Raw genomic sequence first — 22,170 nt, 5'->3', positions numbered from 1 at the left:
TGGATAAGCGAACAGGACGCTAAAAACTGGTTTGGCCATTGTGGCTACCACGTACACTAACTTGAAACCCGCTCTAAAGGGCCGGAATTTGCCGAAGCCTACGCGGCAGCTACCGATATCGAACAGGATGGCCTGATTGTCCGGCTGATTCAGTACCAACACCTGCTTCAAGCGAAGCGCGCCGCCGGCCGCCCGCGCGACCAAAACGACCTGGATAACCTTAGCCGGTAGAAACAGAAGCGGCGACTGATACTTCAGTCGCCGTTTTTTTTATTAACAATCCAATTGCTTAGGACCAGAGGGAAAGCACTATTTCCATAACCATGCAAAATCAATAAATCGATTTTCGACGCCCAAATTCCCTGATTCGACAGGCGAAGCGCATAGATGAACGAAGGTCGAAATCCGACCTCACCCCGGCCTAGTAGGTTTGTATCAGTTAACCACTTCAACACCCGCACCCATGTCTAAACTGTACATCTTCGCCGCCGTTTTCCTGTTCTGGACTGCCCTTACTGCCTCCCTCATGCAAGCGCAGCTGGTAGCTTCCCCGGTGCACAAGATGCGGGTGCCTACCTACCGTTCTATGCCTATCCGCTCCATGGTTGTAGCGCAGACCAATACCCCTGTTGCTGCTGTTTCATATAATTAATCAGGGCATTGCCGCTATTGGCGAGGCTATTGAGGGGAGATTTATTCACTGTACTGCATTTTAGAAGTTATAGCTAAAAAGAACTTAGCCGCACCCCTTGGACGCGGCTTTGTTGTGTGGCTTATTAATCGGTGAGCCCATTATTTTTATTGCGATGCCAACCGCCCTTCGCATGTTCACCGAAAATGATTTAGCAGCGTTGGTACCACGCAAGATTTTCGACCGTGGTGCCGCCTATTATTACGAGGAGGATGCCGTGGGCCGCATTCGGCAGGAAGGAAATGTTTTCACGGCCATGGTACGGGGCACCGATACGTACCGCGTTAGCTTGAAAATCCGGGCTGCCGGCCCACCCAAAATGGCATGTGACTGTCCGTATGAGCACGGCGATGTGTGTAAGCACGGCATTGCTTTAGGCCTGGCAGTGCTTGATTTGGTAGGGGATGAGCCGGATAGCGCAAAACCAGATGTACTAGGTGCTCCTATCAGCAAGGTTGAAAAGGCCTTGCACGTGCTACAAGGTGCGTGGAATCGCACCAGCGACAAAGAGAAACTGAATTTTCTGCGGCAGCTGCTTGCGCAAAAGCCCAAGCAATTACGACGGTTTCTGGCTTATTTTGAGTTTGACGAGCAAGCATTAGCTGTCCGGCTGGTACCGGCAGTTCACCCGGCTAAGCCACGTACTCAATTCGCCCAGCGCTCAGCGCCGGGCCGGGCGCTCACACTCTTCGAGCAAGCCCAACAGCTCGTGAAACAGCAGCAGGGCCCTGATTTACTGCCGCTGCTGTTGTCGGTGAATTGGCTTCAGGAACCACCTGTTCATGATAGCCATACCTTACCTTTTCTGCTAAGCGAAGCCGCTCGTTTCCAACCCGAAGCCACCTTCGACGCCGTGATGGAACGCTTCGAAAGCCTTTTGGAAAATAAATCACTGCGCACGCATCTGTTATATGGTCGGCTGACGTCTTGCCTCAAATCCCTGGCTCTGCTACCGGTTTTATCGGCACAAGTACAGCTGTTTGCCTCCGAGCTGATGCAACAATACCGTCTATTGCGCGCGCTTCGCAGCAGTCTGGAACAAGCCGGTTTCACTATCATCGTTCCCGAAGAATTTACCGGCCTGCCGCCCAAGCCCCGCAAGCGCAATGCCGTTGCTCCTGCCGTTGCTCCTGCCGCTGCGCTGCCGCCCAAGCGCCGTGGTCGTCAGCCAAAGAAAAAATTCTGAGAAACAAAAGAGCCGCGCCCATTGGGTGCGGCTCTTTTGTTTCTTCAACGAGCAGCGTTAAAAATTCCGTTCCCCCGTCTCGCGCTTGCCCAGCATCACTGAGCCCACCATGGCGGCCAGCAGCAGGATGGAAGCCAACTCAAACGGCAGCGCATAGTCGCGGAACAGCACCATGCCTAGCTTGTCCACCATACCAATTTGCGAGTCGAAGCTGGCGGGGTCGTAGCCCGCCGGGCTCACGTTGCGCAGCGCCGCCACCAGAATCAGCAGCAGCGAGCCGCCGGCAATAGCCGCCGCGAACTTTGCCAAAGCCGGCTTGTGCGGTTCCGTCTCTTCGTTCAGGTTCAGGAACATAATCACGAACAGGAACAGCACCATGATGGCGCCGGCATACACGATGATGTTCACCGCCGCCAGAAACTGCGCATTCAGCAGTAGGTAGTGGCCCGAAAGCGTGAAGAATGTGAGGATGAGGAACAGGACGCTGTGCACCGGGTTTTTGGCCAGCACCACGCCCAATGCACTCAGCAGGGCCACGAACGAAAGAAAGAGGAAGAGGGGAGACATGAATTTGTCATGCTGAGCGCAGCGAAGCATCTTATCACGCTTGCGCCGCTCGGTGTAATTACTAATTCTGACGAAAGCAGCGGTGATAAGATGCTTCCTTCGTCAGCATGACAAGCGGTTACGCCAGCTGCGCGCGCAGCTTATCGGCTTGCTCGGGCGTGAGCTGGATGCCGCGCTTCGAGCGGTTGTCTGGCGTCACGGGTTCCACCAGCCGGTCTTTGCCATAAATGAACTCGTCGCGCTCGAAGCGCGGCGGGGCCATTTTATCGGCTTGCAGGTACACAGCGGCTTTCGGGCAAGCTTCCTCACACAGGCCGCAGAAGATGCAGCGCAGCATGTTGATTTCGTAGCTCACCGCGTACTTCTCCTCGCGGTAGAGGTTTTCCTCGCCCTTTTTGCGCTCGCCGGCTACCATGGTAATGGCTTCGGCTGGGCAGGCCACGGCGCAGAGGCCGCAGGCGGTGCAGCGCTCGCGGCCGGCTTCGTCGCGCTTCAGCACGTGCAGGCCGCGGAACACGGGGGAAAAGGGGCGCGTCTCTTCGGGGTAGCGGATGGTGACCTGCTTTTTGGTCGCCGCCCGGAAAAAGTGCTGCATCGTAATCGACAAGCCCTGAAAAATAGCCGGCAGGTAGGCCCGCTCGGCCAGGGTCATGGGCTTCTTTTCGAGAACTTTCGCGCGTTTGCTTAAGGATTCCATAGTTGTTATTTAATTACGCCGAACGTAATCAGGCCGCCCGTCAGCAGGATGTTGAGGATGGCCAGGGGGATGAGGATGGTCCAGCCCAGGCGCATCAGCTGGTCGTAGCGGAAGCGGGGGAGCGTCCAGCGCACCCACATGAAGAAGAAAATGAAGGCGAAGATTTTGCCAAACAAGCCCACCAGCCCGAGAATGGTGATAATGTTCTGGGCCGTTACCAGCTCCAGGCCGCGGCTCGATACCAACCAATCGCGCAGCTCGTACTGGAACGGAAAGTTGAAGCCACCGAAGTACAGCACGCTCATCACGGCCGACGCCACAAATACGTTGATGTACTCAGCAAACAGGTACAGGCCCATTTTCATGGAGCTATACTCGGTGTGGTAGCCGCCAATCAATTCGGTTTCGCACTCGGGCAGGTCGAAGGGCGTGCGGTTCGTCTCGGCAAACGCGCAGACGATGAAGATGAGAAAGCCCAGCGGCTGCTTGGCAATGTTCCAGAAATGCCACTCGCCGGCTACCGACTGCTGCAGCGTGATTTCGCGCAGCGAAAGCGTGCCCGACATCATTAGCACAGCAATCAGCGCCAAGCCCATGGCCAGTTCATAGCTGATGTTTTGCGAGGCCGCGCGGATGGCGCCCAGCAGCGAAAACTTGTTGTTCGAAGCCCAGCCGCCAATCATGATGCCGTACACGCCGAGCGACACAATGCCGAACACGTAGAGCATGCCCACGTTGATTTCGATGCCCTGCAGGTGCACGATGGTATCGCCGAACTGCAGGAAGTTGCCGAACGGAATCACCGCCGACGACATCAGGGCCGTAATCATGGCCAGACAAGGGCCGAATACGAACAGCGCCCGGTTGGCTCCGGCAGGGAAGAATTCTTCTTTGGTGAAGAGCTTCACAGCATCGGCCAGCGGCTGCAGCAGGCCGAAGGGGCCGGCGCGGTCCGGGCCCACCCGGTCCTGCAGAAATGCGGCAATTACGCGCTCGGCGTAGGTGCAATACGTGGCAATCAGCAGCGAAATGCCGAAGGTTGCCAGAACGACGAGGCCTTGCCAGCCCAGAACGGGGAGAGTCATATTTTATGTGTCATGCTGAGCGGAACGAAGCATCTTATCACGTCCGCGCAGCTATTGAGTTAGTATTTCTGACGAAGGCAGCGGTGATAAGATGCTTCCTTCGTCAGCATGACAGACGATTTTAATTATTTAAACCGCCCAACCGCAACGGCGGGTTGCGCTCCAGTTCACGGGTAGTGCTTTCGGGCAAATCCTGAATCACCTGCGGGTTAACCACCGGCAATTCGTAGTGGTTCTGGGCGATAACCGAGGCGCGGCTGATGTGCGCCGGGCCTTCGAGTACCCAGTCCGAAGTTTCCTTTTTGTCGAAGCGGCAGGTGTTGCAAATCCACTCCTTCACTTCACCGTAGGCATCCTTGCGGGCCGTTACGCGCAGCACATCTTTGCCTTTGTACCAGAGGGTCACCCGGCCATTACACTTGTCGGTAGTGCAGTCGCGGTGGGCGTCTACGGGTTTTGTGAACCACACGCGCTGCTTGAAGCGGAAGGTTTTGTCAGTCAGCGCGCCCACTGGGCACACGTCGATGACGTTGCCGCTGAACTCGTTGTCGATGATGTTCTCGATGTAGGTACCAATTTCCGAAGCATCGCCGCGGCCCAGTACGCCGTGCACGCGCTCGGGCGTGAGCTGGTCGGCAGTGTACACGCAGCGGTAGCACAGAATGCAGCGCGTCATGTGCAACTGAATGAGCGGACCGATGTCGATTTTCTCGAAGGTGCGGCGCTCTTCCTCGTAGCGGGTGGTGCTCACGCCGTGCTCGAAGGCGAAGTCCTGCAGGCTGCACTCGCCGGCCTGGTCGCACACCGGACAATCGAGCGGGTGGTTGATGAGCAGCATCTCCACGATGCCCTTGCGCACGTCCATCACCTGCTGGTTGATGGTGTTTTCCACCACCATGCCGTCCTGCACCGTGGTGATGCACGAGGCCACCAGCTTGGGCATGGGGCGCGGGTCTTTGGCCGAGCCGGCCGAAACCTTTACCAAGCAGGCGCGGCACTTGCCGCCCGAGCCCTTCAGCGGCGTGTAATAGCACATGGCGGGCGGCACGATGCTGCCGCCAATCTGGCGGGCTGCGTTCAGGATGGTGGTCCCGTCCGGAACTTCCACCTCAATGCCGTCGAACGTTATTTTAGCCATTGGATAGTTTTCTATTTAGGTCGTCATGCCGAGCGAAGCGCAGCGCAGTCGAAGCATCTCTACCGGGTAAGTAATTCAATCAATTCAACGAAGCGGTAGAGATGCTTCGGCTGCGCTCAGCATGACGTTCTTTTTGTCGTTCATTATAGCCCCTACGCTAGCACCGCCGGGCCGCGATAGGCCGCGCCGGGAGCCGTAGCTTCTTTGGGATGGGTCACGTGCCACTCAAACTCGTGGCGGAAGTGGCGCACGGCGGCAGCTACCGGCCACGCGGCCGCTTCGCCCAGCGGGCAAATGGTGTTGCCTTCAATCTGCTTGGCCACGCTCACCAGCAGGTCGATGTCGTGCATCGAACCGTGGCCGTGTTCTAGGCGGTGCAATACTTTCTCCATCCAGCCCGTACCCTCGCGGCAGGGCGAACACTGTCCGCACGACTCGTGGTGGTAGAAGCGCGAGAAGTTCCAAGTGTTCTTCACAATGCACGTCGTTTCGTCCATCGCAATGAAGCCGCCCGAGCCCAGCATGGTGCCCGTCACAAAGCCGCCGTCGCTCAATGACTCATAAGTCATCAAGCGGTTTTCACCGGCGGCGGTTTTCAGAATCAGCTCCTTAGGCAGAATCGGCACCGACGAACCACCAGCTACGACAGCCTTAAGGTCACGGCCTTTCCAGATGCCGCCGCAGTACTCGTCGGAGTAGATGAATTCCTCCACCGGCACGCCCAACTCAATTTCGTAGATGCCCGGCTTGTTCAGGTGGCCGCAAGCCGAAATCAGCTTGGTACCCGTGCTTTTGCCTACGCCCAGCTTGGCGTATTCATCACCGCCTTCGTTGATAATCGGCACTACCGCGGCGATGGTTTCCACGTTGTTCACCACCGTGGGGCGGGCGTAAAGGCCCTGCACGGCAGGGAATGGCGGCTTGTTGCGTGGGTTGCCGCGTTTGCCTTCCAGCGACTCCAGCAGCGCAGTTTCTTCGCCACAGATGTAGGCGCCGGCACCGGGGTGCACGTGCAAATCGAGCGAGTAGCCCGAGCCAAGAATGTTCTCGCCCAGGAAACCGGCTGCGTAGGCTTCAGCAATGGCCTTTTCCAGAATGCGCAACACGTACAACAGCTCGCCGCGGATATAGATGTAGCTGGTGCGCGCGCCCAGCGCGTAGCTGCCCGTAATCATGCCCTCGATGAGCAGATGGGGCAGTTTCGACATCAGCTGCCGGTCTTTGAAAGTGCCAGGCTCCGATTCGTCGGCGTTGCAGACGAGGTAGCGCGGCACGCCCTCCGGCTTGGCCAGGAAGCTCCACTTCATGCCCGTGGGGAAGCCTGCGCCGCCGCGGCCGCGCAGGCCCGACTTCTTCACTTCTTCCACCACTTCGTCGGGCGTCATGGTTTTGAGCGCCTTTTCTACGGAGCGGTAACCGCCGTGCTTGCGGTACACCTCGAAGGTATTGATGCCTTCGACGTTGATATGTTCAGTTAATAGCTTGCGGCCCATAGTGGTAAGCGTTGTGCTGATGGCCAGCTTTTAGTAATTCTTCAGCGAGTTCGGCAGGCCCGTTTCCTCCCAGGGGAGAATGGGTCGATGCACGAGGCTCTTCAATTCGTTCAGCATCGCGTCCACCGCTTCCGGTGTGTCGAGCTGCTCGTAGTATTTCTCGCGCACCTGCACGATGGGAGCGAAGCCGCAGGCGGCCAGGCACTCCACTTCCTTCAGGGTGAAGGTACCGTCGGGCGAGGTGCCGCCGACTTTAGCGCCGGTGATGCGCTCCAGGTGGGCCGTCAGCTCATCGGACCCGCGCAGCATGCAAGGACCCGTGCGGCAAATTTCCAGCACGTGCTTTCCTACCGGTTTCAGGTTGTACTGCGTGTAGAAAGTAGCTACCTCGTATACTTCAATCGGCTTGATACCCAAGGTTTCAGCTACCAAATCCTGTACTTCGGGGCTTACCCAGCCGCCAAACTCGGCTTGCGCGATGTGCAGAATCGGCAACAGAGCCGACTTGCTCCGGTCTTCCGGATAGTGCGTGAGCAGGCGCTTGATTTCCGCCTGGGCGGCGGGAGAGAATTGCGGTTTGGTGGGCGCGGTGGTCGGCTCCATAGCAGTCAATTTCAACAAAAACTAAGCGTCCAGCTCGCCGGCAATGACGTTCATGGACGAGAGAATGACAATGGCATCCGACAGCGTCGTGCCCACGGCCATCTCGGGATAAGCCTGATAATAAATGAAGCAGGGCCGGCGGAAGTGTAGGCGATAAGGCGTGCGGCCACCGTCTGAAATCAAGTAGAAACCCAACTCGCCGTTGCCGCCTTCCACGGAGTGATATACCTCGCCAACGGGCGCATCAATCTCGCCCATCACGATTTTGAAGTGGTAAATCAGGGCCTCCATGTTCTTGTATACTTCCGGCTTGGTGGGCAGGTAGTAATGCGGGGCATCGGCGTGGTAGGGGCCATCGGGCAGCTTGTCAACGGCCTGGTTGATAATGCGCAGGCTTTGCCAGATTTCCTCGTTGCGCACGATGAAACGGTCGTAGGTGTCGCCGTTGGTGCCCACTGGAATGTCGAACTCGAAGTCTTCGTAAGAAGAGTAGGGGTTCATGGCGCGCACGTCGTAATCGACGCCGGCGGCCCGCAGGTTGGGACCGGTGAAGCCGTAGCTCAACGCTTTTTCCGCCGAAATTGGGCCCACGTTCACCACGCGGTCCATGAAAATGCGGTTGCGGTTGAACATGTTCTCGAACTCCTTCATCACCGCCGGGAAGCTTTTCAGCCATGCGCGGAGCTTGTCGAGGGCAGCCGGCGACAGGTCGCGCTCCATACCGCCCACGCGGCCCATGTTGGTGGTGAGGCGGGCGCCGCACACCTCCTCGTATATTTCGTAAATCTTCTCGCGCTCCTGAAACACGTAAAGGAAGCCAGTGAAAGCGCCCGTGTCAACGCCTAGAATCGAGTTGCAGATGAGGTGGTCGGCAATGCGGGCCAACTCCATCATAATCACTCGGATGTACTGCGCACGTTTCGGCACGGTCACGCCGAGCAGCTTTTCTACCGTCATGTGCCAGCCCAGGTTGTTGATGGGCGACGAACAGTAGTTCATCCGGTCGGTGAGGGTGGTAATCTGGTAGAACGGCTTGCGTTCGGCCAGCTTCTCGAAAGCGCGGTGGATGTAGCCGATGGTGGGCACACCGGACACGATGCGCTCGCCATCCATTTGCAGGATGTTCTGGAAAATGCCGTGCGTGGCGGGGTGCGTCGGGCCCAGGTTCAGCGTCGTCAGCTCCTGGCTGAAGTCGTTGAGAATGGGCATCAACTGGCCGGGGCGCTGGGCGGCGGCCTCTTCTTGAATCTTGTGGGTGCCTGCCAGGGCGTCGTTTACTGCCATGATATGATTATCAGGGGCCTAGCGGCCGAAAAACAGGTCGGTTTTGTCTTCGCGGGTTCCGTCTTCCACGGGGTACTCGCGCCGCATCGGGTGGTAGTCCATGTCCTCCACGTTGAGGATGCGAATGAGATTGGGGTGGCCGGTGAAGATGATGCCGAAGAAATCGTAGGCCTCGCGCTCCATCCAGTTGGCCGTGTTGTAGAGGTCGGTCATGGTTGGCACCACCGGGTCGGCAATGGGGAAGAAGATTTTCAGGCGGAGCCGGATGTTCTTCGTCATGCTGTGCAGGTGGTAAATCATGCCAAGCTCTTTACCCTCGTTTTCAGGGTAATTAATGCCGCACATCGTCGTCAGGAAGTGGAATTTCAATTCCTGGTCCTGCTGCAGGCCGGCGACGATTTCGTGAATTTTCTCCCGCGTGGTGGTCACCGTCAGCAGGCCATAGGGCTCATGCACATCGGTGAACGTTGCCTCGCCAAACAAACGGTGTAGCAACGCCAGCACCTGCGCATTCTGGGCCTTTATCGGGTCTTCGGCAACGGGCGCTTCGGGAGCGGCGGCAGATTCCTGAGGATTCATTCGGGGTTGGTATTAGCCAGCTAGTCGGAAAAAAGGCGGCCTTTCTATCCGACTGCCGACTACCTGATACAGACTATTTAATGTTGTACGACGCCAGCAGCTCCTGGTACTCAGGGGCGTTGCGGCGGCGGAAGGATTCGTTGCGGGCCAGGTCCTGCACGCGCATCAGGCCGTCGAGCACCTGCTCGGGGCGGGGCGGGCAGCCGGGCACATACACATCAACCGGGATGATGCGGTCGATACCTTGCAGCACCGAGTAGCTATCGAAGATGCCGCCTGAGCAGGCGCAGGCGCCCATGGCCAGTACCCAGCGGGGCTCGGCCATTTGCTCGTACACCTGCTTCACGATGGGGGCCATTTTCTTGGCGATGGTGCCCATCACCATCAGCAAATCGGCCTGGCGGGGCGAGAAGCTGGGGCGCTCGGAGCCGAAGCGGGAAATGTCGTAGTGCGAGCCCATGGTGGCCATGAACTCGATGCCGCAGCAGGAGGTAGCAAAGGGCAGGGGCCAGAGCGAGTTGGCGCGGGCAATGCCCACCACTTTCTCCAGCGAGGTAGCAAAGAAGCCAGCGCCCTCGATGCCTTCGGGCGCTTCGACGGTTTTAATTTCAGGAACTCGGTTATCAGCCATAGTTATAAGAGGCAAGCGGATTAGGCGGCTTTCGCTATTTGAGCGGGCCGGTTTTCCAACACCGGCGCGTTGGCGAAAGTTTGTCCTGCTGGCACTTCATTCCAGCGCAGAATGCCCTTTTTGATGATGTAGAAGAAACCGGCCAGCAGCAGCGTCATGAACACAATCATCTCGATGAAACCGGCGCGGCCGAGGGCGCGGAAATTCACGGCCCAGGGGTACATGAAGATAACCTCGACGTCGAAAAGCACGAAAACGATGGCCGTGAGGAAGTATTTCACCGAAATCGGGGTACGGGCGTTGCCCACCGATTCGATGCCGCACTCGAAGGAGGCGTCCTTCACGGTGCTGTGGCGCTTGGGACCTACCAAGTGCGAAACAATCATGGCGAAAGCCACAAAAGCCAGGGCCAGACCAAACTGGATGACAATGGGCAGATAATCGGAGGGCTGATAATTGGCAGCCGGCAGGGCTAGGTACATAGTGGTCAATTATATAGCAAACAGGCCTCACGGGCGCTGAAGGGCAAAGGTAGCGCCCACGGGGTTGGGGCGCAATGTTGAGTTGAAGTGCCGGGCAGGAACCTGAATTGGACGTGCCTGGTACCTTGCCAATACGTAACCGACAACTGACTATAATGGTCAGATGTCAACCACCTAAATGGGCTCCATCCTTGAGGCAGTGGATTGCGTTAAAGAACAATAACTGGAATTATTCAAGTTTTAATAGACTTTATTGAGTAGTTTTAGCTGCTATATACTGCTCGGGGCCGTTGAGCCTGTGATGCCCTAACCACCTCGACCTATGCCGCCCAGCGAAAATCCTGTAGTTGAATCGACGCTGACCTATGCCGACCTGGCGAAGCGAGAGCACCAGCTTTCGGTCATTTTCAATACAATTGCCGATGTGACGTTTGTGCTGAGTGTTGAGGATGATGGCCGTTACCGTTTCATTTTTGCCAACAAAGCATTCGAAAAAGCCACTGGTGTGCCCGTTGATAAGGTGGTGGGCCGGTACGTGAATGAGGTGATACCGGAGCCCTCGCTCAGCCTGGTACTAACGAAATACCACGAAGCTGTTGCCACCCGAGAGCGGGTGGTGTGGCTGGAAACCTCCGATTACCCGACGGGCCGCGTGACGGGCGAAGTGAGCGTGATGCCCGTGTGCGACGAGGCCGGCCGCTGCTACCAACTGGTGGGCGTGGTGCACGACCTGACCAAGGAAAAGCAAGCCGAGGAAAAGCAGCTTTTACTGACGGAGCGCCTCATGCAGCAAAACTCTGATTTGCAGCAGTTCACGTACATCGTATCGCACAACTTACGGGCGCCGCTGGCCAATGCGCTGGGTTTTACCGATTTGCTGGCACGGCTCGACAAGAACTCCGAAACGTTTAATACTTCCATGCAGCACCTGCGCACCAGCTTAAAGCAACTGGACCAGGTGATGACGGACGTTAACGACATCCTCTCGCTGCGCGACACGAAAGCCGGGTACCGACCAGAAGCGGTGGCCGTGGCCGCTGCGTGCCAGCAGGCTCTGTTCGATTTGCAGGAGGCGCTGCGCGGCTGCGGCGGGCACCTGCGCAATGCCATTCCCGAGGGCTTGCGCGTACTCGGCAGCCGGGCCTATTTCCACAGCATTTTTTACAACCTGATTTCCAACGCTATCAAGTACCGTTCCGATGCGCGGCCCTTGCAAATTGAGGTGACAGCAGTTGAGGCACTGGATTCGGGCCTGACCATTACGGTGCGCGACAATGGCTCGGGTTTCGACCAGGAAAAATTCAGCGCCAATGTTTTTCAGCTGTATCGCCGCTTCCACACCGGCGAAACGGGCCGGGGCATCGGGCTTTTTCTGGTGAAAGCCCACGTGGAAGCCATGGGCGGGCAAATATCTGTACGGAGCCGGGTTGACGAAGGCACCGAATTCACCCTTCAATTCAGGCCCCGCGCGGATGAAAACCTACCTCATTGACGACGATAACCTCGCCACCTACCTCACCGAGCAGCTCCTGCGAGCCGAGGGTTTCTCCGATGCTATCTGCACCTTCCAGTCGGCCAAAAAGGCCCTAGACAAGCTGCTGATGCGGGCCAAGGAAAACCTTGTGCCCCAAGTGGTATTTCTGGACCTGAACATGCCCGAAATGGACGGCTGGCAATTCCTCGACGCTCTGGTGCCTTACGAGGAAGAATTGCGTGGCAACTGCGCCATCTACATCCTTACCTCGTCGTTGGCGCTCAAAGATTTGGAAAAATCGAAGGAATACGACCTTGTGGCCGGCCTGATTCATAAGCCGCTCGACAGTGAAGAAATCCGGGCCATTCAGTCGCGGCTTGACGAGGGGCCCACAGGGGCGTGAGCGGCATCGCATGGGCGGTGCACAGCCGTTTGGGCGGCTGTATATTTGACGGATACGTAACCGCTCCATGGAACAGGAAAAATCAGTCGCAAAGCGCTACACCGTAGCCGAATACATGGCACTGGAAGCGCGGAGCGAAGTGCGCCACGAGTTTTTTGAGGGCGAGGTATTTGCGATGTCGGGCGGAACCATCAAGCATAACCTGCTGATTGGTAATTGCTATGCGGCATTGCGGACCGGGCTCCGGGGGCGGGCTTGCCGGGCTTTTTTTGAAAACGTGCAGTTGGCGGTCGAACAGGGGCGGTACTACAACTACCCGGACCTGATGGTCACCTGCGACCCAACCGACTTGTTGGCGGAGCGCACGGTGACAGCCCCCGTGCTCGTGATTGAAGTGCTGTCGAAGTCGACCGAAACCCGCGACCGGAGCTGGAAATTTAACCAGTACAAACACCTGCCTTCGCTCCAGCATTATCTGTTGGTTTCGCAGGCCACTTGTCTGGTGGAATGGTATCGGCGGGAGGAGAGTGGGGTGTGGTCGTTCACGCCGCTGGCGCTGTTTACCGACGCGCTGTTCATTCCAGAGCTGGACCTGACGCTGCAGCTGCAGGACATTTACGAGGACACCGGGATAACCCAAATGACCATCCGCTTCGACTCGGAAGACCCGGACTACAAGAACCGGGAGGATAAATAAAAACGGCCCGCATCACTCGATGCGGGCCGTTTCCGTTTTTGCTTATAAGCCTTTGTCGCGGTTCAAATCCTCCGCCGGCTCCGAGCCCAGAAAGGGGTAGCGGTAATCCGTGACGGGCACGAAAGTTTCCTTGATGGCGCGGGGCGATACCCAGCGCAGCAGGTTCAGAATGGAACCAGCTTTGTCGTTGGTGCCGGAGGCGCGGGCGCCGCCGAAAGGCTGCTGGCCGACCACGGCGCCGGTGGGCTTGTCGTTGATGTAGAAGTTGCCGGCGGCGTGCACCAGCTTCTTCGAGGCCAGGTCGATGGCGTACCGGTCCTGCGAGAAGACGGCGCCGGTGAGGGCGTAGGGTGACGTGGTGTCGACCAGTTCCAGCGTTTCCTCGAATTTGTCGGCGTCGTACACAAATACGGTAACTACGGGGCCGAACAGCTCGTCGCACATCGTGATGTATTTCGGGTCCTTGGCCACGATGACGGTGGGCTCGATGAAGTAGCCCTTTGACTTGTCGTAGCCGCCGCCGGCGATGATTTCGGCATTTGGGTCGGCCTTGGCGCCATCGATGTACTTGGCGAGCTTATCGAAGGAAACCTCGCTGATAACGGCGTTGATGAAGTTCGAGAAGTCTTCCACGTCGCCCATTTTGAAGGAGGCGAGGTCTTCTTTCACGTAGCCAAGGATTTCATCAGCGAGGTTGCTGGGCAGGTACACGCGCGAGGCGGCCGAGCATTTCTGGCCCTGGTACTCGAACGCTCCGCGCGAAATTCCTACTGCTACGGCTTTGGCGTGAGCCGTTTTGTGGGCTACGATGAAGTCCTTGCCACCGGTTTCGCCCACAATGCGGGGGTAGGACTTGTAGCGGTGGATGTTCTGGCCAATTTCCTGCCAGATGGTCTGGAAGACTTTGGTGGAGCCAGTGAAGTGGATGCCGGCGAAATCGGGGTGTTTGAACACCACGTCGCCCACCACGGGGCCGTCGGCGTAAATAAGGTTGATGACGCCGGCCGGCACGCCCGCTTCCTCGAACAGCTCCATGAGCACCTGGGCAGAATAGACCTGCGTGTCGGCGGGCTTCCACACCACCACGTTGCCCATCATGGCCACCGATGAGGGCAGGTTGGCGGCGATGGAGGTGAAGTTGAAGGGCGTGAGGGCAAACACGAAACCTTCCAAGGGGCGCTGCTCCAGGCGGTTCCACATGCCGGGCAGGCTCTCGGGCTGCTGCTCATACACCTGGCGCATGAAGTGCACGTTGAAGCGGAAAAAGTCAATCAGCTCGCAGGCGGCGTCAATTTCGGCCTGGAAGGCGTTTTTGCTCTGGGCCAGCATAGTGGCCGCGTTGATGCGGGCGCGGTAGGGGCCGGCCAGCAGGTCGGCCGCTTTGAGGAAGATGGCGGCGCGGTGCTCCCAGGGCAGCTCGGCCCAGGCGGTGCGGGCGGCCAGGGCGGCCTCAATGGCTAGGTTTACGTGGCTGGCGTCGCCGTAGTGAAAGTGGCCGAGGGTGCGCTGATGGTCGTGCGGGGGACTCATGCGACGCAGGTCGCCGGTGCGCACCTGCTGCCCGCCGATGTGCATGGGAACGTCGAGCTCCAGCCCGCGCAGGCGCTTGAGCTCCTGTTGTAGCTCGAGCCGCTCTTTCGAGCCGGGCGCGTAGCCTTTGACGGGCTCATTAACTGGTACTGGGGCGTTGAAAAAGCCGGTGGCCATAGGGGTTCGGATTAGGTTTTGGGAAGGTTTGGGATGGGAGGGGGCAAAGGTAGGGCGATAAAGCAGCAGCTATCGTAGCGGGTGCTTAACATGCGAAGGAGCATTAAATGATTCAGGGAGGACTTCAACGTTTAGCAAAAGCAGTGGCTCAGGAAGCGAAGTCAGAAAACAGTATATAATTATCTGTTATGTGCTTTGCTAAGTATTATTGCAATCGTAGAAAAATCTGTATGCCTAGGTCTCGCTATTTGCTTCGCCTTTTTGCCCTGGATTTGACGGCCTCGTATTCGGCCTGACTTACGAGTATACCCTGGCGCCCTCAACATCATTTACCTGTGTTTGCGCGACCAATTCGTGGACTGGAGTCCCGTACCGGCTCCGATGGCCGGTGCGATTGACCATAACAAACGTGAATTCGGCCCGCGACGAGTGCAGACAAATTAGGCCGGGGCGCGGGCGGCATCCCCATCGCCCGCACCGAAGGCTAGCGCGGGTACGGCGGGCTGCCGGACGTGGTCGCCAATTCTGTCGCGTCCACCACATCTGGGATGAATACGTATATGGCCACACGCAGCAACGGCATCAAATCTGTTCGGGCGCTTCACCAAAGCCTATATACTTTTTGAATGCGCTGAAAAGAGTCTGAATTTCGGTTCCATCATCGGACAGGGCATTTTGCTGCGTCAATAAACTCACTTAGAGCGGTTTTCAGGTCAGTGTATGGTCGTATGAACGAGGTAGAGACGCACTATTTTGCGTCTCGTCGTTGAACAGCTCGCGGGAGTAACGTTGCACGATTCCGTTCAACGACGAGACGCAAAATAGTGCGTCTCTACATCCGTACACCAACCCGAAAACTGCTCTAAGGTGCGCAGTGGGTGCAGCACAGTAGAGGCCTGTGGTATAGGCTCAGGCGGTATAAAGCCGCATTGTGCAGATAAACTTACCACTGATTCTGTTACCACTACGCGGCTTTCTCTCGGCCATAGTATGCTACTACAAACTGGCCGCTACTGCGTCGTCACTTGGGTGAGCTGGGCTTATATATAGCCTTTGCGAGCAACTTTAAAAATTAGCTTAATGCGGTCGGCAATCCGGGTAGTAACCGGTGTTTGGATAGGGGTCCGAATGCTGCTGGCTTGTGTCGCGAAAATGAAAGCCGAATCAAATAATTCTTGTCCTGATTTCCCCTCATTTTCCTTCAAAAAAGTCGGAATTCTTAAGTTAAAAGTGTTTTTAATATCTTTTGACCAATAATGTTGAATATAGTCTTCCGAAGAACGAAGTTCCGTATTTGTTTGAAGTATATAAGACGCTACAAATTGTTCTACAATGAACGTTTTTGCTCGGCCGTACATCTCATCGATGAGCTGGATGACGTCGTCGATAAGGGAAGCGTCGCTATAGCTAATGCCGATAATCCCGGCGTTCCACATCATAGTTGATAGCGGAATCGCGATTTCCTGGCCGTGTACGGTGTATTTATAACGTTTGAGAGCTTGTCGCAAATGGAACCAGTGCAAGTATTCTCCCATGCCGCCATCAATAAAGTCGTATTCTTTCACATTCATGATGGTATGACCCTTGGAAATGCCAGACAGCATTTCGATTGGGTTACGCAGAAAGAAAGTATCAGTATCCATATAAAGGATATTTCGCTTGTATTTTGTGAAACAGTCGCGAATGATGCTGGGCTTCAACCGAAATATATAGTTGCTGGGGCCAAGGAAAGTGCTTGCCTGTTCTTTGGATAAAACTTCCAGTTTCACCGGAAGTCCCTTCAGGTATTTGTCAAATAAGCCAGTATTACTATCGGTATAAATTACAAATAAAAAGTCGCCATTATCCTTGCTTATATGGTGATAAAGCGAGAATATAGAAATAATGGCTTGATACTTAATTGTTTCTAGGTTATAAGCCAGGTAGACAATGGTGATTTTTTTGGTTTCCGTTACTGAATCCATTTTCTTGCTTCAAGTTAAAGTTCATTGGTGCAAAGGTAGATTGATAATAAGTGACCCAACTTACCTGATTTAACTTGATAAACCTTTAAAATTATGATGAGTATATTATTAGCAAGCCGAGGCCTGCACGCTGTTAGGGTATACGGACAATTAGTGGCACCAGCAAAGGGCGGCGAAGAAAAAGCAAAACCCGAGGAAGCTGATGGCTGTTTTTTCGTAGCGGGTGGCCAGGCGGCGAAAGTCTTTGAGGCGGTTGAAGAAGCGCTCCACCCGGTTGCGCCGCCGGTAGCGTACCCGGTCAATCAGGCGACAAAACGTGCGGTTTTTCTTGCTTGGAATCACCCCTTCAGCCCCGATTTTTTCGACGGCCTCGACGATGGCGTTGGTGTCATACCCCTTGTCTGCCAGCACGTAACGCACCGGCCCCACGGCGTCGAGCAACTCCAGCGCGCGGGTGCAGTCGGCTTGCTGACCCGGCCCCAGCAGCAGGGCGTGGGGCCGCCCGGCCTCGTCCACGGCCGCGTGCAGCTTGGTTGTTAGCCCGCCGCGGCTGCGCCCGAGCGCCTCGTCGCCGACGCGCTTTTTTTTACCTGTCCGCTGGCCCGCTGATGCGCCCGCACAATAGTGGAATCGAGCAGCACGGCTTCCACTTCGGGCAGGCGCACCGCCGCAAACAGGCGCTGCCAGGTGCCCTTCTGCGCCCAGCGCAAAGCCCGCTTGCGCACGGTGTCGTGCTTGCCGAAGCGTTCGGGTAGCACCCGCCAGGTGCCGCCGTGGCGCATTACCCACAGCACGGCATTCAAAAACAGCCGGTTATCGGCGGCCGTGCGGCCCACATCGCCCAATTTACCCGCTAGCTGCGGGGAGAGTTTTTCCCACGCGGCCTCGCTCAGTTCGTCTCCGTCAAGTCCCATACCCGCAAAGATAATTGTCCGTATGCCCTAGATTAGGCCGCTGGATAAATAGCGCTGCTGCCCCAGCAGCTCCCGCACCTGCCGCGTCAGGTCTTCACGGGAGCCGGTGTTGTGCAGCGTGAAGTCGAAGTGCGGGTAGTCGTCCATGGCTGTTTCGCTGGGGTGGTTGTCGTCACGGGTGCCGTCGCCGCGCTGCTGCAGCGGGTCGCCTTCTACGCGCAGCATCAGGCCGCCGCGGGCCCGGATGGGGTCGGCCTCGTTGGCGAAGCGCACGTCAGGCACCAGCACGAAGGCATCGGTTGGCAGGCCGGCGAAGAAGGCGTCGACCCAGACCAGCGGCTCCCAGGCGCGCAGGGCGCTGCCCACTTGCTGAAGCATTTCGCCGCGCGTGCGTCGGAAAGTGGGCACCAGCTCGGCCTTGCCGGTTTGGGTGTAGTAGGGGGCCACGCTTTCACCCGTAAGCGCGGCGCAGACCGACTTAATGGAGTCGCCAAACGAGCGGATTTGCCAGTTGTGCTCGGGCTGCAGCTGTTGCAGGATGCGGGCCACAGTGTCTTTGCCGCTGCCCCGGCGGCCGGACAGACCAATGAGGTGTACCATGTTGAGAGGTTTCATGAACGTCATGCAGAGCGCAGCGAAGCATCTTGCCCGCCACCACTAACCCTTTTTGTTTGGATTACTTATTGCGGGCAAGATGCTTCGCTACGCTCTGCATGACGTTCCTTTTTCGTTCTAATTAACCCTTTGCCGTATTATAAAAACGTCTTTAGTTCACTCAGGCAGCTGATTTCGTGCGTGGTTTGAGCGAAGTGGCGGCGCTTTTCGGGGTTGAAGTACACCTGGTCGATACCGGCGTTGAAGGCACCCAGTACGTCGCATTCCAGGTTGTCGCCAATCATCAGGCTTTCGGTGGCCGTGGCGCCGGTGTGCGCCAGCGCGTGCTGAAACATGCGTGGGTCGGGCTTGAGGTGGCCGCTGTGCTCCGAGGTGATGATGGATTCGAAGTAGTGCGTCAAATTTGAGGAGGCCAGCTTGATTTCCTGAATGTCATTGAACCCATTGGTGATGAGGTGCATGCGATACTTCGGCTTCAGGTAGTCGAGCACCTCGTGCGTGAAGGGAAAGACAGCCGACTTCTGCGGCAGAATATCGGTAAACTCCGCCGAGATGTTGGGCGGGGTGTCGTCTTCCGTCACGCCCAATTTGGCGAGTGTACGGGCGAAACGCACGTCGCGCAGCTGCCGTTGCGATATTTTGCCACTTTGGTACATGCGCCACAGGGCATGGTTGATATCGCTGTACACCTGAATGAACTGGTCCACCGTGAAGGTGCCAAACCGTGCAAAATCGTGGCGTTCGTACAGGGTGTGCAGCGTTTCGTTGGCGTTTTTCTCGAAGTCCCACAACGTATGGTCGAGGTCGAAAAAGAGGTGACGGTAGGTTTTCAATGAACAGTTAGTGGTTATGCAGTGAATACAAAGGAATGGTCGGATAGAATCAGGACGTCATGTCAAGCGCAGCCGAGACATGACGTGCTTTTCAATCAAACAACCAAAAAACATTACAACCTGCCCGCCAGCGCCATGCTCAGCACGCCCGCCAGCATGATGCCCTTGCACAGCGTGCTGAGGGAGTGGAAATGCCGCCGCCGGTCGGCACGAATGAGCAGGCGCACCAACTGGGCCATGGGCAGCAACACCAACAACACCAGCCAGGTACCCAGCGGCCAGTGCCCGCTCACAAACAAGCGCGCCGTGGCGCCCGCCGTAAGGAAGGCCAAGCAGGCCAGGAAAAAGCCCGTCACCCATTTGGTGCGGGCCACGCCCCACACCAGCGGCAGCGTGCGGCAGCCGTGCTGGGCGTCGCCGCGCATGTCTTCCACGTCCTTCACAATCTCGCGCACCATCGTGAGCAGGAAAGCCGCCAGTGCATAGGGCCATACCACGCTGTTGCTGTCGTTGCGGGCCAGCTGCAATTGCAACTCGGGCAGCAGGACCAGCGCCGCTGTGAGCGTGGCAATGCTGGCATTGCCCACCAGCGCTACCCGCTTGAAGCGCGCCGAATAGCCCCACAGCAACAGCGCCGTGCCCAGCGTGACGGCGCCCAGCACCGGGTGCAGCCAACCCGCCAGCAGCACGCCCGCCCCGCTGAGCAGCATGTGGGCCAGCATGGCCTTGCGTCGGTTCACCACGCGCCCTACCACCAGCCGGTCGGGCCGGTTGATGGCGTCAATCTTCACGTCGTAATAGTCGTTGATGATGTAGCCGGCCGCCGCCACCAGCAGCGCCGCCAGCACCAGCGCCCCGAAGCGCAGGTCCAGCAGCGACTCGCGCAGCGGCGCATCGGGCAGCAACAGGCCGGCCCGTACCAAGGCCATGCACAAGAGCATGATGAGCAGGTTGGGCCAGCGCACCAGCGTGGGCAGGGCCGTGCGCAGCCGCTCCGCCGGGGGCGGGGGCACGGCAGCGGCGGGCAGCTTGGGCGGGTGCGGGTTCATGGAGCGGGGCAGTTGCCTGCAAAGGTCGGTGAAACCGGCGGGCCGGCGTCATTCGGCCCTAGCTGTGGGGCAACAAAAAAGCCTCTCCGTGGCGGGAGAAGCTTTTGGGGCGGGAAGTCCCGCCGGCGTTTGTTGGTCTAGCTCAGATTTTGCGGACGTTCACGGCATTGATGCCCTTGCGGCCTTCCTGCGTTTCAAACTCTACCCGGTCGTTTTGTTGCACCGTGGCGCCGTTCAGGCCCGTTACGTGGACGAAAAAGTCTTCTTTCGTTTGGTCGTCGGTCACGAAGCCATAGCCCTTGGCTTCGTTGAAAAATTTAATGATGCCGGTTTTCATGCAAAAAAACTAAAAATGGAAAGGTGGATAAACTGCCCGGGTAAAGGCTGCGGCAATGCCTGAAATGGCATTTAGAACGTCCACTTCAGGGCAGCTTACGCGGGAAAGCGGCGCGGGGTTGGCCGCCGGCGGCGTCCACCGCGGTCCATCTATTGGTTATCGCGCCACTCGTACACCCACTTGGCCTGAATCTGCTCCAGGTGGCCTTCGGTGGCCTGCTCGCGGGTGCCGTCGAAATTGTCGAGGCTCAGCACCCACTCAATGAGGTCGGTGAAGCGAATGCGGTAGATTTTGGCTTCGGTGAAGTCGTCGCCAAACTTCTCGTAGAGCGCCATGGCAATGTCCTCGTGGTCGGCCCAGTGCATGGGCGGCTCAAAGTGGTTCACGGGTGAAATATGAAAATGTGAATTGATGTGAAAATGGGGCGGTGTTAGCTTGTAGAAATGGTGCGCTTCAGAAGGCATTTTCACCTCTCCACACCAATCCTGTTTTCACATTTAAATAAAAAACTAGTGGCCCAGGAAGTGCTGGGGCGGAATGGTGACCACAAGTTGCATATCGGCCTCTACCACGCACTGGCAGGCCAGGCGGGAGTTGATGCGCGGGTTTTCGGCGCGGTCGATGAAGTCTTCTTCCTTGTCGGAAATCTCGGGCAGGTCGTCGCCGCCGGCGTTGATGTAAATGTGGCAGGTGCTGCAGCCGCACACGCCGCCGCAGTTGTGCTGCAGCTGGATGCCGTTGTTCAGGGCCACGTCGAGCACCGATTCGCCGGAGGCCGCCACGTGGGTTTGGGCCGGCTGGCCGTCGCTGAACTGGAAGGTGATGGTGGTGGCAGGAACAGACAAAACGAGGAACTTATAAGTCGAAAAAACACAGCTTTTGAAGCCGCAAAGGTACTCCCCCCGCGCCCGGCATCAAAGCTGCGCCTGAATGCTGGCCGTGAGCTGCGCATACAGCGCCTGCCAGGCCGGATGCTCCGCCAGCGCCGCCTCGTGGGCAACCAAAGTGGGGGCATCGCGCCGCACAGCGGGCCCGGTTTGCACGCTGAACGGGGGATTGGCCAGGGCTTTATCCACCGTTTCGCGCACCAGCGGGGCCAGCAGCGCGGCGGGCAAGCCGGCTTCGGCCAGTAGGGCGTTGGCAATGCCCAACAGATGATTGGTGAAATTGTTGGCAAACACGGCCGCCACGTGCAGCTTCAGGCGCTGGGCCGAATCGAGCCGCAACACGTGTTGGCTGAGGCTGGCGGCCAAGTTGAGCAAAGTGGTTTCGGCAGCCAGGTCGCTGGCCTCAATGCACAGCGGCACGGTGCGCCAGTCGATGGCCCGGCCCGGACTGAAAGTTTGCAAGGGATAGAACACACCGCCGCGCACCGTCGGCCGGCCGTTGAATACGGACAGCGGCAATGCTCCGGCCAAGTGGGCCACCAGTGCGCTTGGGGGCCAGTTGGTGGCGGCCAGCAGAGGCGCCACCGCTGAGTCGGGCACGGCCAGCAGGTAGATGTCAGCGGCTGGCAGCGGCGCGGTGAGCACTGTGATTGCCTGTGCGCCGGGTAGCTGCGCAGCGAGTGCTGCGGCAGCGGCAGTCGTCCTGCTCCAGACAAATACAACCCGATGACCCGCTTTTACCAGAGCGGGCCCCAACAGGCTGGCGACGCGGCCGGCGCCGAGCAAACCAATGTGCAACGAGGCGGAATGTGGAAGCATGAACAAGGTAGCTTTAGCCAAAAAAGGCCGTCTCA

At 57.6% G+C, this 22,170-nt stretch carries 24 protein-coding genes and 2 pseudogenes; 4 read left to right on the top strand and 22 right to left on the bottom strand.

The features are described 5' to 3' along the window. The coding region (locus JKL48_RS23285) for a hypothetical protein (RefSeq protein WP_236668924.1) at window positions 1-204 on the bottom strand (204 nt) is incomplete at its 3' end. A 545-nt stretch (window positions 205-749) separates the two neighbouring features. On the opposite strand from JKL48_RS23285, the gene JKL48_RS19425 reads away from it, so the two are divergent. After that, window positions 750-1,877 carry an SWIM zinc finger family protein gene (locus JKL48_RS19425; RefSeq protein WP_201986291.1) on the top strand — a complete coding sequence of 376 codons (1,128 nt, stop codon included), beginning with the start codon at window positions 750-752 and terminating at the stop codon, window positions 1,875-1,877. 57 nt (window positions 1,878-1,934) lie between these two features. Here the strand turns inward: JKL48_RS19425 and JKL48_RS19420 are convergent, their stop codons facing one another. The 10 genes and pseudogenes from JKL48_RS19420 to JKL48_RS19375 form a co-directional block, all read right to left on the bottom strand. Further along, the gene (locus JKL48_RS19420; protein ID WP_236668923.1) at window positions 1,935-2,444 is read right to left on the bottom strand and encodes an NADH-quinone oxidoreductase subunit J family protein; all 510 of its coding nucleotides are present in this window, start codon (window positions 2,442-2,444) and stop codon (window positions 1,935-1,937) included. 118 nt (window positions 2,445-2,562) lie between these two features. Continuing rightward, window positions 2,563-3,141: a NuoI/complex I 23 kDa subunit family protein gene (locus JKL48_RS19415; RefSeq protein ID WP_236668922.1), complete on the bottom strand. Its 579-nt coding sequence runs from the start codon at window positions 3,139-3,141 to the stop codon at window positions 2,563-2,565. A gap of 5 nt (window positions 3,142-3,146) precedes the next feature. Next, entirely contained in the window at window positions 3,147-4,226 is a 1,080-nt protein-coding gene (nuoH, locus tag JKL48_RS19410; RefSeq protein WP_201986287.1) for an NADH-quinone oxidoreductase subunit NuoH, read from the bottom strand. 121 nt (window positions 4,227-4,347) lie between these two features. Next, window positions 4,348-5,364 carry a 2Fe-2S iron-sulfur cluster-binding protein gene (locus tag JKL48_RS19405; protein WP_201986285.1) on the bottom strand — a complete coding sequence of 339 codons (1,017 nt, stop codon included), beginning with the start codon at window positions 5,362-5,364 and terminating at the stop codon, window positions 4,348-4,350. A gap of 152 nt (window positions 5,365-5,516) precedes the next feature. Next, complete coding sequence (nuoF, locus tag JKL48_RS19400) at window positions 5,517-6,857, bottom strand: NADH-quinone oxidoreductase subunit NuoF (protein WP_201986283.1); 1,341 nt, start codon at window positions 6,855-6,857, stop codon at window positions 5,517-5,519. Window positions 6,858-6,887: 30 nt separating this feature from the next. Beyond that, entirely contained in the window at window positions 6,888-7,460 is a 573-nt protein-coding gene (locus tag JKL48_RS19395) for an NADH-quinone oxidoreductase subunit NuoE family protein (RefSeq protein WP_201986281.1), read from the bottom strand. 21 nt (window positions 7,461-7,481) lie between these two features. After that, complete coding sequence (locus JKL48_RS19390) at window positions 7,482-8,669, bottom strand: NADH-quinone oxidoreductase subunit D (protein ID WP_236668927.1); 1,188 nt, start codon at window positions 8,667-8,669, stop codon at window positions 7,482-7,484. A gap of 93 nt (window positions 8,670-8,762) precedes the next feature. Next, window positions 8,763-9,323 (bottom strand): NADH-quinone oxidoreductase subunit C, encoded by a 561-nt coding sequence (locus JKL48_RS19385; RefSeq protein WP_201986277.1) that lies wholly within the window; start codon window positions 9,321-9,323, stop codon window positions 8,763-8,765. Window positions 9,324-9,396: 73 nt separating this feature from the next. Then, window positions 9,397-9,954: an NADH-quinone oxidoreductase subunit B gene (locus tag JKL48_RS19380; protein ID WP_201986275.1), complete on the bottom strand. Its 558-nt coding sequence runs from the start codon at window positions 9,952-9,954 to the stop codon at window positions 9,397-9,399. 101 nt (window positions 9,955-10,055) lie between these two features. Beyond that, a pseudogene (locus tag JKL48_RS19375) lies at window positions 10,056-10,436 on the bottom strand (NADH-quinone oxidoreductase subunit A); the annotation flags it as partial. Window positions 10,437-10,758: 322 nt separating this feature from the next. Between JKL48_RS19375 and JKL48_RS19370 the strand changes: the two are divergent. The 3 genes from JKL48_RS19370 to JKL48_RS19360 all read left to right on the top strand — a co-directional run bounded on the left by JKL48_RS19370 (window position 10,759) and on the right by JKL48_RS19360 (window position 13,010). Next, window positions 10,759-11,928, top strand: a complete 1,170-nt coding sequence (locus JKL48_RS19370; RefSeq protein WP_201986271.1) for a PAS domain-containing sensor histidine kinase — start codon at window positions 10,759-10,761, stop codon at window positions 11,926-11,928. Beyond that, complete coding sequence (locus tag JKL48_RS19365) at window positions 11,909-12,313, top strand: response regulator (protein WP_201986269.1); 405 nt, start codon at window positions 11,909-11,911, stop codon at window positions 12,311-12,313. The genes JKL48_RS19370 and JKL48_RS19365 overlap by 20 nt, the downstream gene beginning before the upstream one ends. Before the next feature lie 67 nt (window positions 12,314-12,380). Continuing rightward, window positions 12,381-13,010, top strand: coding sequence for a Uma2 family endonuclease (locus tag JKL48_RS19360; protein WP_201986268.1), 630 nt, complete (start codon window positions 12,381-12,383; stop codon window positions 13,008-13,010). Window positions 13,011-13,052: 42 nt separating this feature from the next. On the opposite strand, the gene pruA is transcribed toward JKL48_RS19360, so the two are convergent. From pruA to JKL48_RS19310, 11 genes and pseudogenes are all read right to left on the bottom strand, one after another. After that, on the bottom strand, window positions 13,053-14,717 hold the full coding sequence (gene pruA / locus JKL48_RS19355; RefSeq protein ID WP_201986266.1) for an L-glutamate gamma-semialdehyde dehydrogenase: 1,665 nt from the start codon (window positions 14,715-14,717) through the stop codon (window positions 13,053-13,055). Window positions 14,718-15,757: 1,040 nt separating this feature from the next. After that, on the bottom strand, window positions 15,758-16,681 hold the full coding sequence (locus tag JKL48_RS19350) for a hypothetical protein (protein WP_201986263.1): 924 nt from the start codon (window positions 16,679-16,681) through the stop codon (window positions 15,758-15,760). Between the two features lie 150 nt (window positions 16,682-16,831). After that, on the bottom strand, window positions 16,832-17,470 hold the full coding sequence (locus tag JKL48_RS19345) for an IS5 family transposase (protein WP_394368869.1): 639 nt from the start codon (window positions 17,468-17,470) through the stop codon (window positions 16,832-16,834). After that, window positions 17,365-17,595: pseudogene (locus tag JKL48_RS23805) on the bottom strand (transposase); the annotation flags it as partial. The pseudogene JKL48_RS23805 and the gene JKL48_RS19345, both read right to left, overlap by 106 nt. Before the next feature lie 27 nt (window positions 17,596-17,622). Beyond that, window positions 17,623-18,210, bottom strand: coding sequence for a nucleoside/nucleotide kinase family protein (locus JKL48_RS19340; RefSeq protein ID WP_201986259.1), 588 nt, complete (start codon window positions 18,208-18,210; stop codon window positions 17,623-17,625). A 137-nt stretch (window positions 18,211-18,347) separates the two neighbouring features. After that, the gene (locus JKL48_RS19335) at window positions 18,348-19,043 is read right to left on the bottom strand and encodes a YjjG family noncanonical pyrimidine nucleotidase (RefSeq protein ID WP_201986257.1); all 696 of its coding nucleotides are present in this window, start codon (window positions 19,041-19,043) and stop codon (window positions 18,348-18,350) included. 113 nt (window positions 19,044-19,156) lie between these two features. Beyond that, complete coding sequence (locus JKL48_RS19330; RefSeq protein ID WP_201986246.1) at window positions 19,157-20,092, bottom strand: geranylgeranylglycerol-phosphate geranylgeranyltransferase; 936 nt, start codon at window positions 20,090-20,092, stop codon at window positions 19,157-19,159. 142 nt (window positions 20,093-20,234) lie between these two features. After that, entirely contained in the window at window positions 20,235-20,429 is a 195-nt protein-coding gene (locus JKL48_RS19325; RefSeq protein ID WP_196295580.1) for a cold-shock protein, read from the bottom strand. A 149-nt stretch (window positions 20,430-20,578) separates the two neighbouring features. Continuing rightward, window positions 20,579-20,815, bottom strand: a complete 237-nt coding sequence (iscX, locus tag JKL48_RS23280; RefSeq protein WP_317191973.1) for a Fe-S cluster assembly protein IscX — start codon at window positions 20,813-20,815, stop codon at window positions 20,579-20,581. A gap of 123 nt (window positions 20,816-20,938) precedes the next feature. Beyond that, on the bottom strand, window positions 20,939-21,274 hold the full coding sequence (locus JKL48_RS19315) for a 2Fe-2S iron-sulfur cluster-binding protein (RefSeq protein ID WP_201986234.1): 336 nt from the start codon (window positions 21,272-21,274) through the stop codon (window positions 20,939-20,941). A gap of 69 nt (window positions 21,275-21,343) precedes the next feature. Beyond that, complete coding sequence (locus JKL48_RS19310) at window positions 21,344-22,135, bottom strand: Rossmann-like and DUF2520 domain-containing protein (RefSeq protein WP_201986231.1); 792 nt, start codon at window positions 22,133-22,135, stop codon at window positions 21,344-21,346. Window positions 22,136-22,170 lie beyond the last annotated feature (35 nt).

Source organism: Hymenobacter rubidus (assembly GCF_016734815.1).
In the GTDB taxonomy this organism is placed as follows: domain Bacteria; phylum Bacteroidota; class Bacteroidia; order Cytophagales; family Hymenobacteraceae; genus Hymenobacter; species Hymenobacter rubidus.
This window is presented reverse-complemented; position numbering and strand designations above follow the sequence as displayed.